The sequence below is a fragment of the Hyphomonadaceae bacterium ML37 genome, from assembly GCA_027627685.1.
Classification (GTDB): domain Bacteria; phylum Pseudomonadota; class Alphaproteobacteria; order Caulobacterales; family Maricaulaceae; genus Oceanicaulis.
This window is the reverse complement of the sequence record CP091241.1, coordinates 2,726,446-2,743,770: the sequence shown is the minus strand read 5'-3', so window position 1 is coordinate 2,743,770 and position 17,325 is coordinate 2,726,446. Positions and strand designations below refer to the sequence as shown.

Genomic DNA, 17,325 nt, shown 5'->3' with positions numbered 1-17,325 from the left:
GCTTAACTCAATGCATCCGGGCTTATGGATGATATGGCGATGCAGGAGGCAGCGACCCGGGCGGCGCTGAGGGCCGGCTCCGCCGCATGGTCAAGGATGGCCTTTCGCCTGCCGCGCCCAAACCTCGGTTAGTCGTTCACCCTTACATAATCGCTCAGCACCTGTTCAGCCGAAGCGCACTGATCCGGGGCGGGCTGTCGGCTTGACCCAAACTCCATTCCGTACACGAACCCTACCCAATGAATATGATGATGCAGCAAATCCATTTCGAGCTGGCTGTAGTCTCCCGCCGCCAGCACGTCAGAAACGGCCTGTGTGACGTCACTCATGTATTGTGTGTATGCGGCTCCAAAAAGGATCATGGATTCAGTCACAAACTGCGGATCGGATACAGCGACAATAACCAGCGTGCTGTAGTCAAAGCGATAACATTTTCCATAAATTCCAACGGCGCGGCGCTGTTCGGTGTACTCTTCCATGATGGAGCGCAACCATGGAAACGCGCGCTCAAAACGCTCTTCTCGCTCATCGCGTGCGGACGAAATAACACCCAAGTTCGCAGCGGAATATGCCCTCATGGCTTGGGTGCCGGCCTCATCTGAACCGTGGGCGTCAGCCTGGCTGGCGAGCATGGCGGCCGCAATCAATCCGGCAGTGATGAACTGAAACGGCATGGGACATTCCTCCGCACTGTTGAACTCCCGCCAGTATCGACGTTCAGCACTAATCAAAGGTTACAGGTTGTATCATTGGGAAGAGCGCTATCGGTTGCGCCGCGACCGCGCTTCCCCTTGCGCGCCCTGCCGAAATAGATTTCGTCCACGTCGCCCACATCCCACATCAGCGCCCCGCCGACGCCGCATCTGCGGCTGACCAGATCGGACGCGCTCATAAACCCATACAGGAGTGATCCCATGTCCAAGGTGCGCGCTTACGGCGCGGATGCCACGCTGAAGGCTTGCCGCGAGACAAGCTATGGCGCGGCGCCGGTGTCGGGCTATCGAAGCCTCGACTTCAAATCCACCGATCTGTCCTCGGCCCAGCCGCTGGGAGACGACCCGCTCCTGGGGCGCGGGCGCAACGCGCAGGATCCCTATCGCGGCCTGATCACCGATGAGGGCCAGCTGGAGATACCGCTCGATCTGCGCGGAACCGGGTTCTGGCTGACCGGCCTGTTCGGCGATCCCGTGACGACGCCGGTCAAGGCGTCAGGCGCGATCGCCTTCGCCACCAATCCGGCGCCCGGGGCGACCCTCACGCTGAACGGGGTGGCCTGGACGTTCGTCTCCGGGACGCCATCGGGCGACGAGACCGGGATCCAGGCGACCATCACCCAGACCCTCGATCAGCTGGTCAGCGACCTCAATGCGTCCGCCGATGGCGAGATCGCAAAATGCACGTATTCCCGGCCGACCAGTACACAGACGCTGGTGATCGTGTTCGATACGGCAGGCCCGACCGGCAACAGCTTCACGCTTGCTGCGTCCGCCGGCGCCGTATCGGGTCCCACGCTGACCGGGGGCGGCTATGCGCATGTCTGGGAGAGCGGCGCCGACGACATCCCGAGCTACACCATCGAGGTCGGGCACCCCAGGCTCATGACGCCGGTGTTCTTCCGCCATCTCGGCACGGTGATGGAGAGCCTCAATTTCGAGATGGGCCAGGAGGGGCCGGCAAACGCCCGCCTGCAGCTCGTGGCGCAGGGCGAGGAGCCCTTCGCCGCGACGGTCGACGCCAGTCCTGATGCCTTCTCGCTGCGCCGGTTTGCCCAAGGTCGCGGGTTCATCCGGCGCGCCGGCCAGCCGCTGGCAGGCGTCACTGGCGGCAGCCTCACTTTCTCCAACAATCTCGAACGGGTGCGGGTGATCCGGGAGGACGGCAGGATCGAGGCGGCCGATCCCACTTTCGCGTCTGCCGAAGGCTCGATGACCGTGCGCTTTGATGGCGCGACGCTGGTGGCCGAGGCCGCCAATGGTGATCCTGTCGCGCTCGAATACGGGTTCAGCTTTCCCGACGGATACGCGCTGCGGTTCGAACTGCCGCGCGTCTTCCTGCCCAAACCCAAATACGCCGTCTCCGGCCCCGGCGGGGTCGAGGCGAGCTTCGACTGGCGCGCCGCCTTCGACGACAACGAGGACACGATGCTGCGCGCCCATCTCCTGAACGATGTCACCAGCTACGCATGAGGATGCATCCATGATCCGTCTTGATCTCTCCCGCGAGCCTGTCTGGCTCGATCTCGGCCACGGCGTGCGCGTGCGCGTGGGGCCGCTGACCACATCCCTGATGGCGGCCGCGCGCAGTGATGCGTCCGTCGCCAGCCTGCCCGAAGGAGCCTCCAACGAGACCATTGCGGTCACGATGGCCAAGGCGCTCGCGCGGCTCGTAGTCGAAGACTGGGAGGGCGTCGGCGATGCAGACGGCAATCCCGTTCCGGTCAATCCGGAAGGGATCGACGCGCTGCTTGATATCCTACCGCTCTTCGAGGCCTTCCAGCTGCGCTACGTCTCGAAGGGGCTCATGCTGGATGAAGAAAAAAACGGCTCCGCGCCCTTGCCGAATGGCATTTCAGCGGGGGCGACCAGTATTGCCGATCCTGTCGCGCCACCTGCGGCGAGTGCCCAGCCGTCCTGAACCGCCCCCATACGCTTGAAGGCTGGCAGGTCTGGGATCTGGCCTTGCGGCTCACCGGCCAGATCCGCGTCATCCCCGGTGCGGTGCTGGGGCTCGACATGAATGCGGCACTCGCGATCGCCGGGGCGCTTGGGCTCGACACGCTCATCTGCGCCGAGCTCCTGCCGGATATCGAGGCGGTGATGGTGCGCGGTCTCAATGCGCAAATAAAGGCTGAATACGATGGCTGAGAAAAGGGTGTCCGTGCGCCTGGCGGTCGTCGGCGGCCGCGAAGTGCGCGCCGAACTGCACGGCATCGGCGATGCGGGCGAACAGGGCATGCGCCGTCTGTCGCGCGAGATGGATGCGGCCAATTCGCGCGTCGCTGCCTTCTATCGCCGGGTCCAGATCGCCGCCGCTGCGGCGGCTGCCGCCTTTGCAGCGGGCGCAGCGGCCATGATCCGCTCAGGGCTGCAGGTCGTCGATGCGCAGGCCAAGCTCGCCCAGTCGCTTGGCACCACCGTGGAGAGCATTCAGGTGCTCGAACGCGCCGGCGAGCTGGCCGGCGTCTCGATGTCGGGCATCGAGCAGGCCACCAAGGACCTCACGCGCCGCCTCAGCCAGGCAGCCGCCGGGACCGGTCCTGCCGTCGCGGCGCTCGAACGCCTGGGGCTCTCGGCCACCGCCCTCATCGCCCTGCCGCTTGATGAGCGCGTGGCCCGCATCAATCAGGCAATCGAGGACTTTGTGCCCGCCGCCGAGCGTGCAGCGGTCGCCGGTCAGCTGTTCGGCGAGGAAGGCAGCATCGCCATCTCGCGCATCGACACGGCCACGCTGCGGCACGCGACGCAGGACGTTCGCGACTTCGGCGTGGTCGTGTCCGAGCAGGACGCTGATCAGATCGAGCGGACGAACGATGCCATCTCCCGCCTCGGTCTGATCTGGCGGGGACTGTCCAACCAGCTGGCTGTCGCGGCCGCACCGGCGCTCGAAGCGGTCGCCGACGCGCTTGCGTCGGTCTCGCGCACGACCGGTCCTCTGGCGCAGGCGATCTCACTCCTGTTCGACAATCTGGGGCGTCTGGCCTCGATCGCGGCGGCTTTCGCCGCCTTCATGGCGGGCCGCTTCGTGGCCGGCATGGTCGTGGCCGCCGCCTCGGTGCGAGGTCTCGCCACGGCGCTCGTGTTCCTGCGCGGGGCGCTCATCCGCACCGGCATTGGCGCGATCGTGGTGGCCGCAGGCGAGCTGATCTACCAGTTCTCGCGCCTCATGCAGGCGACCGGCGGCTTCGGCGCCGCGCTCGGCCTTCTGGGCGATGTGGCGCGCGAGGTCTGGGACCGGATCGGGCTTCTGGCCGCTATCCTTCAAGCGCGTGTCAGTGCATCCTGGAGCGGCATTCAGGCAAGCATCGCTGATGCACTGCAGGCCTCGCTCGAGGCTGTCGTCGCCCTCGGCAATCGCACCATCGGGACGTTTCAGGGCGCTTTCGATGCGATGGTCGTCATCTGGAGCAATCTGCCCACGGCGATCGGCGATCTGACGATCCAGGCGGCGAATGCGCTGATCACTGGGCTCGAGGCGATGCTGAACGGCGCGGTCGACGGTATCAACGGCCTCCTCGAAAGCGTCAATGCGGGTCTGACGGCGATCGGCGTCGAGCGGGCGATCGAGCTTGTGCCGGACGTTGATCTCGGCCGGATCGAGAACGAGTTTGCCGGCGCCGCGAGCCGGGCTGGCAATGCCGCGCGCGACGCGTTTGCCGCCGCTTTCGAGACAGACACCTTCGCCACGCCGGATTTCGGGTTCTCGGCATTCGCCGAGGATGCGCGCGCTGCTGGCACCCGTGCGCGAGAGACGGCAGCGGCGCTCGGTGAGCTTGCTGGTGCGCCGCTGGCGTCCATCGCGGCGCTGCGTGAGGCGATGGCAGGTGCCAATACCGAGATCGATAACGCAGCCGAGGCAACCGAGCGGCTCGACGAAGCCTTCGCAGCCATCGGCGGTGCCGGGGGTGGCGCTGCAGGAGATGGTGAAACCGCAGCCGGTTCCGCAGTACGGGCCGCTGAGGCCAGCCGGGCCGCCGGTGAGGCAGCAGTCACTGCCGCTGCACAGGCGGTGACCGGCTGGGCCGCGGTGCGCGAGGAGCTGTCGCGTTACGCCAGTGAGGCAATGGACTGGGGCAGGGATCTGGGCAGCGCACTCTCGAGCGCATTCCGCCGCGCCGAGGACGCCGTTGCCAGCTTTGTGACCGGCGGCAGGTTCGACTTCAAGGCGCTCGCCGACAGCATCCTGGCTGACATCACAAGGATCGCAGTTCGCTCTGCGATCCTCGGGCCGCTCGCCAACGCGCTCGGCGGCATGGGTGGCAGTGGCGGGATCTTTGGCAATCTGTTCGGCGGAGGCAGCGGCATCCTGTCGGGCATCTTCCATTCGGGCGGTATCGTCGGCGCGCCCGCGCCGCAGCGGCTCGTGCCAGCGCTGGCCTTTGCTGGCGCGCCGCGTCTGCATGGCGGCGGCATGGCGGGACTGCGTGCCGACGAGGTGCCCGCCATCCTCCAGCGCGGCGAGATGGTGCTGTCGCGCTCTCAACTCGCGGCGATCGGCTCAGGCGCCGGCAGGCAATCGCCGGTCAATGTCGTGATGAACATCTCGACGCCGGACGCGAACAGCTTCCGCTACGCGCAAGGCCAGATCGCCGCCGACGCCGCCCGCGCCATGGAACGGGCGCGGCGCAATCTCTGACGGAGATGGGCCATGAGCGGATTTCACGAGGTGCAGTTCCCGCCTGACATCTCCTACGGGGCGTCGGGCGGGCCGGGCTATTCGACGACGGTGGTGACCACCGTGTCGGGGCACGAGCGCCGCAACGCCAACTGGGCCGCTGCACGCGGCAGATGGAACGTGGCCCATGGCCTGAAGAAGCGTGAACAGGTCGCGGCGCTGATCGCGTTCTTCCGCGCCCGCAGGGGCCGGGCTTATGGCTTCCGGTTCAGGGACTGGACCGATTATCAGGCGCTCGCCCAGCTCATCGGCGTTGGCGATGGGGCGACCAAGACCTTCCAGCTCATCAAGCGCTACGCCAGCGGCGGTGAGATCGAGGCCCGCATCATCGCCAAGCCTGTCCCTGGCACGGTGAAGATCTACCGCGATGGCGTCGAGGTGGTGTCGGGTTGGAGCGTGAATACGTCGACGGGACTCGTGACCTTTACGACCGCACCGGCATCGGGCGTTCAGGTGACAGCGGATTTCGAGTTCGATGTGCCGGTCCGGTTCGACAGCGACCAGATGGATATCACCATCGAGACCTATCAGCTCGGCAGCTGGGGACAGATCCAGGTGTTGGAGATCCGGCCCTAAGCGGCCCACGGGTCGATGAGCGTGATGCCGGTGTCCTGAAAGTGACGGGTATTGCCTGTGGCGAGCGCCGCCTTGCGCGATGCGGCGATGCCCGCGATCTGGACATCGCGGATCTCGACAGGCCTGCCAGCCTCACGCTGGCGAGCGGCAATGAGCGCAGCCGCATCTGCGGCGGCCTGATCGAACGCAAGAACCCGTCCGTCGAAATCCTCGCCAAGCGCCAGGGCGAACGCCTCTTCGAGGGCCTTGCGCCGGCGCCCCTCGGGCAGGATCTCAAGTCCATAGCGGATCTCGAAAACGGTGATGGCGGTGGTCCAGATGGATTCTGGGGGCTGGGCGTCCAGCCACGCCGAGACCGCCTGATCCGGCTCGCGCCGCATCAGGGCGGACAGCACATTGGTATCGATGAGGATCAAGTGTTGAACTCGGCAGGCCGGGCGGGCTGACCGCGCAGCTCGCGAATATCCTCGTCAAGACCGATCCCCGCAAACCGCGCACTCAGCCGCGAGCCGAGCGGGGGCAGGGGCGCGTCCTCGCCGCGCACGGCGCCGCGCAGGATGTCGCGCACCTCTTCCTCGGTGCTGCGGCCATGGCGGCGCGCGCGCCGCTGAAGCTTCGCCTTCACGTCATCATCGAGATTGCGGACCACAAGCTGGGCCATTGGCGCCTCCATATTGGATATCATGATATCGCATCTGGAGCGTGCTTTTCAAGGGCTCCCACGAAACGCACGGGTTCTCCCATGAAGTCCACCTCACCTGCGCTCGCCGCCCACCTGGCAGGGCCTGTCACCACGCTTGCCACCTGCTGGCGCATCACGCGCGTGGATGGCCGCGAGTTCTTCTTCACCGACCATGACCGCGATCTGCCCTTCGAAGGTGAGACTTACAAGGCAAGTTCTGGCTATTCGCGTACGGCCATCTCCAATGATGCAAGCCTCAGCGTCGACAATCTCGATGTGGAAGGCGTGTTCGATGACGAGGCAATTACCGAGGAGGAACTGCGCGCGGGTCTGTTTGATCAGGCCGAGGCGCGCATCTTCCTCATCAACTGGGCCGATCCATCCATGGGCGCCCTTCGCATGCGCCGGGGCTGGTTCGGCGAGGTGGTGCTGAGCGAACAGGGCGTGTTCCGCACCGAGTTGCGTGGGCTGAGCCAGGCGCTCTCCCAGCGCATTGGCGAGCTCTACAGCCCCGAATGCCGCGCAGACCTTGGCGACCATCGCTGCAAGGTGGCGATCACCGACCCGGCCTGGACCCGGCCTGGAACCGTGCTCGCCGTCACCTCGCGCGCGCAGTTCACCGCTGATGTGGACGCGCCGGACGCCGTGGATGGCTGGTTTGCGGGCGGGGTTCTCACCTGGCAGACCGGCTCAAATGCCGGTCGCTCCATCGAGGTGAAGGCCTGGAACCAGGCGAGCGGCGAGATCGAGCTCTTCCTGCCCATGCCGTACGCCATAGAGGCTGGCGACGCGTTCGCCATCCACCCCGGCTGCGACAAGCGCCTCGATACCTGCATCACCCGCTTCGCCAACGTCCTCAACTTCCGCGGCGAGCCCTACGTGCCCGGGCAGGACGCAATGATGAGCTATCCCGATGCCCGCTGAGGCCATCACGTCCAAGACCGTCACACCCGAGGCGATAGTCGCCGAGGCGCGCGGCTGGCTGGGCGTACCCTGGCGCCATCAGGGGCGCACACGGGCGGGGATCGATTGCGTGGGGCTGGTGGTGTGTGTCGCCCATGCGCTTGATCTCTCTGACTATGACGCCACCGGTTATGGCCGCCGCGCGCAGGGGCAAGGGTTCGTAGCGCATTTCCGGGACAACATGGACGCCGTCGCGATCCCCGACGCCCGGCCCGGCGACGTGCTCGTCTTTGCTGATCACGCCTATCCCTGCCATTGCGGCTTCCTGACCGAGTGGCTCGGCCATCCCCATCTCCTCCACGCCCATGCGACGCGCCGCAAAGTGATCGAGGAGCCCTATGCCGGCGAATGGCTGGCCAGGGTGAGGTTCGCGTTCAGATTCGATTGATGGGTGGGATGCGCGCGCTATTTCCAGTAGTGGAGAAAATTTCGATTCACTTTGGATTCAGAAAGTGCTGGTAAATACCGCAATTTAAAATGAGTGCGCCTTGGTGAAATGGCTCTAGAAGGGAGCGGTCATGACATCGGTGTCGGCCTATGCCGCGCCTCAAGGTGCCGTGTCGAGTGCACAAGCCTCGCAATCGTCGGCGGTTGCGAGCGCGACGTCCCATGGCCAGCGCCCGGCCAGGTCCATGGATGCCGTTTCGGCCATCCAGGTGACCAATGCGCTCAGCCAGCGCCTCAACCATCTCAACCAGATCCGTGCGCTGGAACGGGCCGATGGGCTCGTCAACGTAACCCTTGCCGCCGTGGAGGCCATCGAGGACACGCTCATGGAGATGAGGGCGCTGTCGGCGCGCCTGCAGGACGCAAGCCTGCCAGAAGATCATCGCGCCAAGCTGGCACAGGAGTATGGCGCGCTCATCCCGCGCATCAACCAGATCACCGAAATGGCGACATTCGGCGGGCGCAATCTCCTCAACCCGCAAGCGGCCAGCCAGTCAGGCGATGTCATCCTGCCAGGCGCGACGAATCTGGCCGCTGCAGATCTGCGCCCGGGGCCCTACGGCGTCACCGGAAGTTTGGACATGTTGGTCCCGCCGGCGGTTGAAAGCCTGCGCGGGGCCTTTGCGTTCGAGGGATCGCTTGCCAATCTTGCCTGGACGGGGGGGCTTGGCGCAGCGCTATTCTCCGCTGAATTCGTAAGCGGAGACCTGTATGGCTCCAACGGTCCAGACGCTGACCAGAGTATCAATACACAAGGGTCCACACGTGTGACAACGGTGGGTGAAATACCATTTTTTCGAGATAGGACGATTTCCTTTAACGTTATGGTCGACACCAATGATATTGATGGTTCTCAGGGCGTGTTGGAATTGTTTAATTACCATGTGAATGTAAATGAAAGTGGTGGTATTAGAATTCGTTTCGACATGAATAAAAGTGATGGAAAAATATTCATCAGATACGGAATTGGTCCAATAGGAACTCAAATATATTTAAAACCTGGAGAGTGGTCGAATATAACTGTTACGGAAGGCATCAATCAAGCCAATAACGTCGGCGATATAAGGCTGTATCACGACGGTAAACTCGTCGGTAGCTTCACAGATAATAGCCCGCTTCTTAGCGCTGGTAAAATAAGGATCAATGAAGGCCGATATAGTGATCTGGCTCTTTGGGATCGGGTTCTATCTGGGCAGGAAGTGGCGCAGGCGACAAGCGCCATGAAGCGGGGCGTGCATAACTGGCGCCCCGAGATCACCACGGCGGACTGGGGCTCAAAGATGTCGGCCCTTGATCAGTCGCTGGGCAATGTCCGCCAGGTCGCACAGCAATATGGCAGCGCATCGCGCTCCATCGCGGCCAAAATGAGTATGCAGCAGCGCATGACCGACATCATCGATGCAGGCGTGGCGCGGCTGGTTGATCGCGACATTGACCGGGTGGGCGCCGTCCAAGCGGCCGCAGACGTCCGCATCCAGCTTGCACAGGCGATGATGCAGACACAGACCGGCATCATGAGCGCCCAGATCGGCCTCCTGTCAAACAGCCTGGCTCTTTTCGACTCCATCAATATCGGCGGGTTCACGCCGGGACGGTTGAGTCTTTGACCTCTAGCCGGCCTCTCAGCTCACTGAACGGCTCGGCCATCCCCATCTCCTCCACGCCCATGCCACGCGCCGCAAGGTGATCGAGGAGCCCTATGCGGGTGAATGGCCGGCAAGGGTCAGGTTCGCGTTCAGGTTCCGCTCCACCCGAGGCTGATCCATGGCCATTCTCGTTGCAGCAGGCGGCGCCGCGCTCGGCTCCGCTGTCGGTCTTGGCTGGCAGGCAGGCTGGCTTGCAGGCTCGGCCATTGGCAGCCTGCTGTTTCCGGCCAGAGGCCAGAACATCACCACCGAAGGCCCGCGCCTTGGCGATCTGACGGTCTCGTCCTCGGCCTATGGCGCAGCGATCCCGATCGGTTACGGCACGGTGCGCATGGCCGGCAACATGATCTGGTCGTCCGGGATCCGTGAGCAGCAGAACGTCACGCGCGCGCGATCTGGCGGCAAGGGCGCGGCCACCGCGACCCAGACCTCCGTGAGCTACGCGTATTTCGCTTCGTTCGCGCTGAGCTTTGGCGAGGGCCCGGCTGCGGACGTGCTGCGCCTCTGGGCCGATGGCAAGCTGATCTACGACAAGACGGGATCAGGCCCGGATGTCGCCAGAGCGAGCCTGCGCTTTCGTTTCCATGGCGGCGGCGAGACCCAGCTGCCCGATCCCCTGATCGAGGCCCATGTGGGTCAGGGCCGCGCGCCCGCCCATCGCGGGCTGTGCGTCATCGTGTTCGAGGATCTGGCGCTGGCCGATTTCGGCAACCGCATCCCCAACATCACCGCCGAGATCACGTACAGGCGCGCAGACCAGAAGCCCTGGCAGCTGATCGACTTCATCACGGGCGGTGAAGGCGGCGTCCTTGACGGTTACCAGACCGGCGAGCTCGCTGTCGACTGGCGGCGCGGGCATGGCTATTTCCTGACCACCAGCCTGGACCCGCTGGAGGCGGGCGTGCGCCGGTTCAGTCTGCGCACTATGGCCGAGGACCGCCAGGCACGCATGGCCGATATCGCCAGCACCGAGCCTGCCGGTTCGCCCTCCACACTGTTCTGCGGCGAGGATGGCCATCTCTATCTGACCGTCGGCTCGGGCAATACCCGGCCGATCCTTCGCATCGAGCCCAATGCGCTAAAGGAGGTGGCCCGGTTTGGCTCCGGGGGAACCGGGCTCTCCAACACCACCACCAGCTTTGCGGCGGTGCGGTGGATGGCGATGATCTCGGCCTATGGCGCGTCAGGGCGGTCCGACTTCCTTCTGACGGGCGGGCTCTTTGATGATGTGGGCCTCCTGCGCGCCGACACGATGAGCTATGTCTGGGGCGCAGGGGAGAGCGTGGATGAGCCGCGTGTGTGCGGCGTGGTGGGCGGTCTGGTCGCGCAAGGTTTCGGCCAGGGCTGGATCCTCGCCAGCGCCACCAGCGGCGATCATGAGAGCATCGGCCTTTACCGCCTGCAGGTCTCGGCGCTGGCGCGCCATGACGCTCTGACCGGCCAGACACTCGGCGTGACCTTCGAGAAAATGGCCAACTTCAGCGCCAGTGATATCGAGCCAGGCGCGACGGGGTTTTTTACGAGCGCCGGCGCGCTGAGCTATGACGCCACCGACGACAGCGTCATCTTCCAGGTCCGCATGTCGAACGCCGGTTCTGCCGGGACGATCTACGTGGTCAAGTGGCGCGCCGATGCGGGGATCGTCTGGAAGACCGCTGTCCCCGTCGAGATCAATCAGGACGGCTCGTTTTTCGCTCAGGCCCGCCTGCGGGGCCAGCGCTGGACGCTGATGCGCTCGGCGCGCGTCACCCAGCTCGACACGGCCACAGGCGAACTCGTGCTCGACGAGATCTGGCCGTCGCAGGTCAGCGAGCTCGGCGCGCAGGTCTATGACGCGGTCACCGACACGCTTCTGGTGCGCGCCAGCAATGGCTGGGCGCGCCTCTTCCTCAATCGCGGCGGCGGAGAGGGAGAGGCGCTCTCCTCCATCGTCGCCGATCTGTGCGCGCGCGCAGGGCTGGGGCTGGCTGACATCGATGTGGGCGAGCTCACCATGTCCGTGCCCGGTTATGTGATCGCGCGCCAGACCAGCGTGCGCGGTGCCATAGAGCCGCTGGCGCAGGCCTTCTTCTTCGACGCTGCCGAGAGCGATGACACGCTGCGCTTTCGCACCCGGGGGCGCGCGCCGGTCGCCGCGATCGAGGCTCACCACCTCCTGGCGCTCGATACCCGCACGGGGGAGAGCTGGCGCGAGCGGCGCACCCAGGAGGTCGAGCTGCCAGAGCGCGTGTCGGTCGCCTATATGGACCGCGATCGCGACTATGCTCAGGGCGTGCAGAGCGAGAAGCGCGCCTCCCTGCCGCTGGCCGCCATGCACTCGCGCAACCAGACAAGCCTCGAGCTGGCGCTCGCGATCGACGCCACGACCGCCAAGCGTATCGCCGCCAGGACGCTCTTCAGCGCATGGGTCGAACGCAGCGCCTGCGAGGCTGAGCTGGCGCCCGACTGGCTGCGGCTTGATCCCACTGACGTCGTGGATGTGGTGCTCGCTTCGGGCTCCATCTTCCGTATACGGATTGCGCGGATCGATGTGGGCGCAGATTTTACTCTGGCGATGAAGGGCGTCTCGCAGGACGCCGCCAGCTATGTGTCCTCGGTCATCGCCGATGGCGGCTCGGGCGCCCCTGTCCAGACGATCGGCGCTGACGCCGCCACGCGCCTTATCCTGCCTGATCTGCCGCTCCTGCGTGATGTGGATGACGCCGGCGGGGCCGGCTCGCGGGTCTATTATCTGATGGGCGGGTTCGGCGGTCCGGGCTGGCCCGGCGCTGCGCTCTATGCCAGCGCGGACGGTTCCGCATGGGCGCAGGCCGGGCGGGCGTTGAGCGAGGCGGCCTGGGGCGCTGCGGCCAATGCCCTCGGCAGTCCGCGATCGGCGTTCTGCACCGATGAAGACAACGCCCTGCAGGTGTTCATGACCACAGGCGGCGAGCGGCTCGAAAGCGTCACGCAGGAGGCTCTGGTCAATGGCGCCAATGGCGCCCTGTTGCTCAAAGCCAATGGCGGGCCGGAAATCATCCAGTTCCGCGATGTCACCCTGAACCCGGATGGGTCCTACACGCTCACCGGCCTCCTGCGCGGGCGGCGCGGCACCGACGTGTTTGTTGAGGGCCATGCGGCCGGGGAGCTCTTTGTCCTGCTCGACCCCGACGATATCGAGACGCTGGTTGCCGCACTTGGCGATCTGGGCCTTGTGCGGTCCTGGCGCGCGGTGGGGTTCGGCACGCTGTTCGAGGACGCCGAGACGCTGGTCCAGAGCCAGACGGGCCGAGACCTCAAGCCCTATGCACCGTGGGACGTGCGCGCGGTGAAGAGCGGCAGCCCGGCAGACATCACGCTCAGCTGGATCCGTCGCACGCGCATTGGCGGCGAGCTGAAGGACGGGACCGGGCTCGTCCCGCTCGGCGAGGCGAGCGAGGCCTATGAGGTCGATATCCTGGATGCTCCCGGCGGCGCGGTGAAACGCACGCTGACGGCTTCGAGCCCGAGCGTTGTCTATGCCCATGCCGACATCCTGGCCGATTTCGGCGCGGCGCCAGCCGTTCTGTCTGTCGCCGTTTACCAGCTGAGCGCCGTTGCGGGGCGTAGTTTCGCGCGCGCCGTCACATTGGACATTGAATAGCGGAGATCTCCTGATGCCGAGCCCGAACCTCGCCGTGACCCATGTGGCGGCCGCCCAGAACCAGAAGGAGGTCACGATCAATGACGCCATCGACGCTCTTGATCGCGCCCTGACTGACACGCTGGCGCTCGATCTGTCGACCGGCGCGCTGACGCTCACCGCCGCGCAGTTTCGCTCTGCCATGGCGCTGCGCCCAGACGGGGCGCTGTCAGGGCCAGCCACGATCACCGTGCCTGCGCTGCGCCGGGTGTTCGCGGTTCTGAACACGGACGCGGTGCATGCGCTCACTGTGCAGCGCGGGACAGCAAGCGTCCTGCTGGTTCCGGGCGAAAGCGCCGTGCTGATCTGTGATGGCTCAGCCAACGGCCTGTTCCGCGCTGGCTCCGGGGCGCCGGTCTATGATTTCGGGATGGTGGCCAATGAGACACCTGCGGCGGGCGCTGTGCTGGGCAAGGTGGTCATGACCCGCGCGCTTGTCATCCCGGCCTTGCTGGCAGGCTCGCTCGCCCATGTAGACATGCCGCCCGATGACGCGTTCGAGATTACCGTGACCCGCAATGGAACCGCCGTCGGCTCCGTGACGATCAACCCGGACGCCAGCGTGGATCTCTCCACCGCCGGCGGCGCGCCCGTCACGATCGCACCCGGCGACATCATCCGCTTCCTGGCGCCCGCCGCCGCGGATGGGTCGATCGCAGGGATATCCCTGACCATCGCAGCGAGGCGCATCCCATGACGCTCCTGTTCACATCGCTGTTCTCGTCCGGGGCGATGGCGGCCCCGCCGCTCCCGCCCGAACCGCCCTTCGTCTGGACCACGAACCTCCTCTACCGGTTCAGCGCCAGTGAAGGCGCCGCGAGCGATGATGAGGGCTCGCCCGCCAGCGATGGCGACCCGGTTGCCCGCTGGCTAAATCTTGGTTCAGCCGAGGACGCAGTCCAGACCACGCCGGCGCGCCGGCCCGTCTATCGCACGGGCGGGCTCAATGGACGGCCCTACATCGCGTGTGACCGCGCCCTCGAGCAGTATTTTGAGGATCTGGCGTTCGCCCAGCCCTCCGGGTTCTCCAGCTTCAATCCGTTCACGGTCTTTGTGGTGACGGACGCCGTGGGGGAGCTCGATCAGTTCCCGGCGATCCTCGGCTCGCCCGCCACCAACGGCGGCAAGATGGGCTTTCACTTCCGCGATCCCGAAGGCGGCCAGATCCACTGGATCAAGTCCCAGATCCGCGTCGGCAATGTGGCCAGTCCCCAGCTCATCATGGCGGCTGCGGGACGCAATGCGGATGGAACCACATCCTCTGGCCATGTGCGTTTCTGGGTGCGCCAGAACCGGGCAGGGCTCTGGGAGGCGGCCTCCCAGACTTCCAACATCGTCAGCACCGCCATCGCCTCCACCCAGTTCCTGCGCTCGACCGGCTTGTCCACCGGCGGCCTCTTCCACGGGCGGCTCTACGAGTTCCTTTTCTATGTAGGCACGCTTGATGACGCGGCGACCTTCGCCATCGAGGACTGGCTCATCGCGCGCTACGCCATCGCCTAAGCCTGCCGCCTCCATCCATCCCGGCACAGCAGGGCACATGACATGACCCATACAGAGCAGCCGCCAGAAAGGCTGGAATCCATGACGGCGGGCGATCTTGAACGCCTGCTCGAACGCGCCGCGCAAACCGGCGCGCGCCGGGCGCTGCGTGAGGCCGGTCTCGACGGCCAGGACGCTGCCGAGGACATACGCCATCTGCGCTCACTGCTCGCAGGGCTCCGGATGGCCAGCCGCACCGCGGTCCAGACCAGCGTGCGCATCATCACCACCGCCATGCTGCTCGCCCTGATGACTGGTATCGCCATCAGGCTCGGTCTGTTCGGCAACGGCTCCTGAACCGCTGACGCCCACGCCATCGCCCATCAGCCCGCCCTCACGGCGGGCTTTTTCATATCCGGAGATCATCCATGACCACGACCTGCTTTGCACACTGGCGCGACGTGCCAGCCAGCCTCTGGCGCTGGCCGAACTTCAGCCCCGCCGAGATCGCCTGCCGCGGCACGGGCGCGTTGCGCATCCATGAAGATGCGCTCGACAGGCTCCAGGCGCTGCGCGACCAGCTGGGCAAGCCGCTCATCATCCGCTCGGCCTATCGCAGTGCGGCCCACAACCGCGCCATCGGCGGCTCGCCCCGCTCAAAGCACATGGACGGCGCCGCGTTCGATATCGCCATGGCCAACCATGATCCGTCAGAGTTCGAGGCGGCGGCGCGGGAGGCCGGTTTCGCCGGGTTCGGGTTCTATCCGCGCTCGGGGTTCATGCACATCGATCTGGGACCAGCGCGCACGTGGGGCGAGCGGTTCGAGGTGCGGCCGACGCCATTCGCCGCGGATACGCCGCCCGCGCGAGAGACCCTGGCTGACAGCCGCACCATGAAAGGTAGCGGGGCGGCCGGTGTGGCGACGCTGGGGGCAGCGGGCGTGGAGGTCGCACAAACCGTTCTGGCCGAGACCGAGGCCGCCATCCTGCCGCTCGTGCCCTATCTCGACACGCTGCGCTGGGTGCTGATCGTCGTGGCGCTCGCAGGCGTTGCCATCACGATCTACGCCCGCCTTGATGACTGGAAGCGGGGGCAGCGATGATCTCTGCGCTGTTCAACGCGATCGCCGCGAGCTCTTGGGGCCAGGGGGCCCTGCGTTACGGCGCACTCGCGCTCACCATCCTTCTGTTCCTGCTCGCACTGCGGCGCTCCGGCGAGCGCGCTGGCCGCATCGCCGAACGCCTCGAAACTATGGAGAAAACCCATGATGTCCAACGCCAGATGCTGGATGCCGCGACTCGCCGTCCTCGCGATCGCGACGAGCTTGCTGAGCGCCTGCGCGACGGCGAGTTCTGAGCCGCGCGTCGTCACCGTCTGTCCGCCGGTGGTGGAGTACAGCCGCGCGTTCCAGGCGCGCGCGGCCGACGAGCTCGTTTCGTTGCCGCAAGGCTCGGCGATCGCCGAGATGCTCGCCGACTACGCCGTCATGCGGGAGCAGGCGCGGGCGTGTGGCGGCAAGCTTCTTCGATAACAGAGAGATACTACCCCGCCCGAGACGATCAACGGCCTGTACAAAGCCGGGGCAATCTGGCGCCAGCGGTCATGGCCTACAACTACGCCAAACGACTGAAAGCGCTTCGCGGCCTCACGCCGTACGAACACATCGTCAAATGCTGGACCGATGAGCCAAACCGCTTCATCCATGATCCAACCCACCACATGCCGGGACTGAACAGATGCCAGTCAACGATCCTCTCCAGCCCTGCCGCGCATCAATTCGATCTGGACCTCAAGGGCCTCTGCCTTGAGATCGGCTATCCTGGAGATCAGGCTGCTCACGTTTTCCTGCTGGCCATCATCGGTGATGAGCAGCCCGAACAGGGCCATCTGCGCCAGGTTGCTGACTTTCTCGGCGATGGCTTCGTCGTGCTGGGTGGAGCCGGCTCTGCTGGCGATTTCCCCCATCGCCACCATCGAGAGCGCGCCGCCTGTCGCCGCTCTGAGAAAGCTCGCATATTCTGATGCGCTGATAACGCCTTGAGCATGGGCGATGCAGGCCTGAGCCAGCGTGTCGCGAAAGAGTTCCACAGCAAGATCGCGAGTGATGGTAGTTTGAGTGCGGCCGCTGGTTAGTGACATAGCTTGGCCTCCTCCACCAATCTCCACACCGCCATACTGACCGCGATCACGGCGAGTGGTGGTGTCGAAGCCGCCAACGACAAAGTTTTCGGTCATCCCCGCAGCGGTGTCGGGCGAGGGTTCAATGCACACCCGGTAGCTCGTTGGATCTGGCGCGCCTCGAAACACATGAAGCCCGCGATGGCCGCTGTCTGTGAAAAGCACGCTGTGACCGGGCGCGATTTCAACCGGTGCGCTCGGCCCGGAAAGGCGCGGGGCCAGCTGGCCTGCACAGGCGCTGAGCATGAGAGCGCTGACGCTCGCCAAAACCGTAGCCGAGAATTTCATGACTGCCCTC

19 protein-coding genes and 1 pseudogene are annotated in these 17,325 nt (G+C 65.4%); 16 read left to right on the top strand and 4 right to left on the bottom strand.

What is annotated here, in order from left to right:
* Positions 1–128: 128 nt before the first annotated feature.
* Positions 129–674: a hypothetical protein gene (locus L2D01_13495; protein ID WBQ09886.1), complete on the bottom strand. Its 546-nt coding sequence runs from the start codon at positions 672–674 to the stop codon at positions 129–131.
* Positions 675–914: 240 nt separating this feature from the next.
* Between L2D01_13495 and L2D01_13490 the strand changes: the two genes are divergently transcribed.
* The 5 genes from L2D01_13490 to L2D01_13470 are packed head-to-tail and all read left to right on the top strand — an operon-like array spanning position 915 to position 5,967.
* Positions 915–2,186 (top strand): phage tail tube protein, encoded by a 1,272-nt coding sequence (locus L2D01_13490; protein ID WBQ09885.1) that lies wholly within the window; start codon positions 915–917, stop codon positions 2,184–2,186.
* Between the two features lie 10 nt (positions 2,187–2,196).
* Positions 2,197–2,634: a hypothetical protein gene (locus tag L2D01_13485; protein ID WBQ09884.1), complete on the top strand. Its 438-nt coding sequence runs from the start codon at positions 2,197–2,199 to the stop codon at positions 2,632–2,634.
* Positions 2,635–2,678: 44 nt separating this feature from the next.
* Positions 2,679–2,864 carry a hypothetical protein gene (locus L2D01_13480; GenBank protein WBQ09883.1) on the top strand — a complete coding sequence of 62 codons (186 nt, stop codon included), beginning with the start codon at positions 2,679–2,681 and terminating at the stop codon, positions 2,862–2,864.
* Positions 2,857–5,352, top strand: a complete 2,496-nt coding sequence (locus L2D01_13475) for a hypothetical protein (GenBank protein WBQ09882.1) — start codon at positions 2,857–2,859, stop codon at positions 5,350–5,352. The genes L2D01_13480 and L2D01_13475 overlap by 8 nt, the downstream gene beginning before the upstream one ends.
* Before the next feature lie 12 nt (positions 5,353–5,364).
* Positions 5,365–5,967: a DUF2460 domain-containing protein gene (locus L2D01_13470; GenBank protein WBQ09881.1), complete on the top strand. Its 603-nt coding sequence runs from the start codon at positions 5,365–5,367 to the stop codon at positions 5,965–5,967.
* Here the strand turns inward: L2D01_13470 and L2D01_13465 are convergent.
* Both L2D01_13465 and L2D01_13460 read right to left on the bottom strand, forming a co-directional pair.
* Positions 5,964–6,383: a type II toxin-antitoxin system VapC family toxin gene (locus L2D01_13465; GenBank protein ID WBQ09880.1), complete on the bottom strand. Its 420-nt coding sequence runs from the start codon at positions 6,381–6,383 to the stop codon at positions 5,964–5,966. The genes L2D01_13470 and L2D01_13465 overlap by 4 nt on opposite strands.
* On the bottom strand, positions 6,380–6,628 hold the full coding sequence (locus L2D01_13460; GenBank protein ID WBQ09879.1) for a plasmid stabilization protein: 249 nt from the start codon (positions 6,626–6,628) through the stop codon (positions 6,380–6,382). Before L2D01_13460 ends, L2D01_13465 begins: the two co-directional genes overlap by 4 nt.
* An 81-nt stretch (positions 6,629–6,709) precedes the next feature.
* Between L2D01_13460 and L2D01_13455 the strand changes: the two genes are divergently transcribed.
* From L2D01_13455 to L2D01_13405, 11 genes and pseudogenes are all read left to right on the top strand, one after another.
* Positions 6,710–7,573 (top strand): DUF2163 domain-containing protein, encoded by an 864-nt coding sequence (locus L2D01_13455; protein ID WBQ09878.1) that lies wholly within the window; start codon positions 6,710–6,712, stop codon positions 7,571–7,573.
* Positions 7,563–8,000 carry an NlpC/P60 family protein gene (locus L2D01_13450; GenBank protein WBQ09877.1) on the top strand — a complete coding sequence of 146 codons (438 nt, stop codon included), beginning with the start codon at positions 7,563–7,565 and terminating at the stop codon, positions 7,998–8,000. Before L2D01_13455 ends, L2D01_13450 begins: the two co-directional genes overlap by 11 nt.
* A gap of 130 nt (positions 8,001–8,130) precedes the next feature.
* Complete coding sequence (locus L2D01_13445; protein ID WBQ09876.1) at positions 8,131–9,666, top strand: hypothetical protein; 1,536 nt, start codon at positions 8,131–8,133, stop codon at positions 9,664–9,666.
* Between the two features lie 157 nt (positions 9,667–9,823).
* The gene (locus tag L2D01_13440; GenBank protein WBQ09875.1) at positions 9,824–13,327 is read left to right on the top strand and encodes a phage tail protein; all 3,504 of its coding nucleotides are present in this window, start codon (positions 9,824–9,826) and stop codon (positions 13,325–13,327) included.
* A 13-nt stretch (positions 13,328–13,340) separates the two neighbouring features.
* Positions 13,341–14,063, top strand: coding sequence for a hypothetical protein (locus tag L2D01_13435; protein WBQ09874.1), 723 nt, complete (start codon positions 13,341–13,343; stop codon positions 14,061–14,063).
* Complete coding sequence (locus L2D01_13430; GenBank protein WBQ09873.1) at positions 14,060–14,869, top strand: hypothetical protein; 810 nt, start codon at positions 14,060–14,062, stop codon at positions 14,867–14,869. Before L2D01_13435 ends, L2D01_13430 begins: the two co-directional genes overlap by 4 nt.
* A 42-nt stretch (positions 14,870–14,911) precedes the next feature.
* Positions 14,912–15,205 carry a DUF6127 family protein gene (locus tag L2D01_13425; protein WBQ09872.1) on the top strand — a complete coding sequence of 98 codons (294 nt, stop codon included), beginning with the start codon at positions 14,912–14,914 and terminating at the stop codon, positions 15,203–15,205.
* 71 nt (positions 15,206–15,276) lie between these two features.
* Entirely contained in the window at positions 15,277–15,951 is a 675-nt protein-coding gene (locus L2D01_13420; GenBank protein ID WBQ09871.1) for a D-Ala-D-Ala carboxypeptidase family metallohydrolase, read from the top strand.
* Positions 15,948–16,205, top strand: coding sequence for a hypothetical protein (locus tag L2D01_13415; GenBank protein WBQ09870.1), 258 nt, complete (start codon positions 15,948–15,950; stop codon positions 16,203–16,205). Before L2D01_13420 ends, L2D01_13415 begins: the two co-directional genes overlap by 4 nt.
* Positions 16,114–16,380, top strand: a complete 267-nt coding sequence (locus tag L2D01_13410) for a hypothetical protein (protein WBQ09869.1) — start codon at positions 16,114–16,116, stop codon at positions 16,378–16,380. Before L2D01_13415 ends, L2D01_13410 begins: the two co-directional genes overlap by 92 nt.
* A 68-nt stretch (positions 16,381–16,448) precedes the next feature.
* Positions 16,449–16,577, top strand: a pseudogene (locus tag L2D01_13405) (IS481 family transposase).
* 15 nt (positions 16,578–16,592) lie between these two features.
* Here the strand turns inward: L2D01_13405 and L2D01_13400 are convergent.
* The gene (locus tag L2D01_13400; protein ID WBQ11663.1) at positions 16,593–17,315 is read right to left on the bottom strand and encodes a hypothetical protein; all 723 of its coding nucleotides are present in this window, start codon (positions 17,313–17,315) and stop codon (positions 16,593–16,595) included.
* Positions 17,316–17,325: the final 10 nt, after the last annotated feature.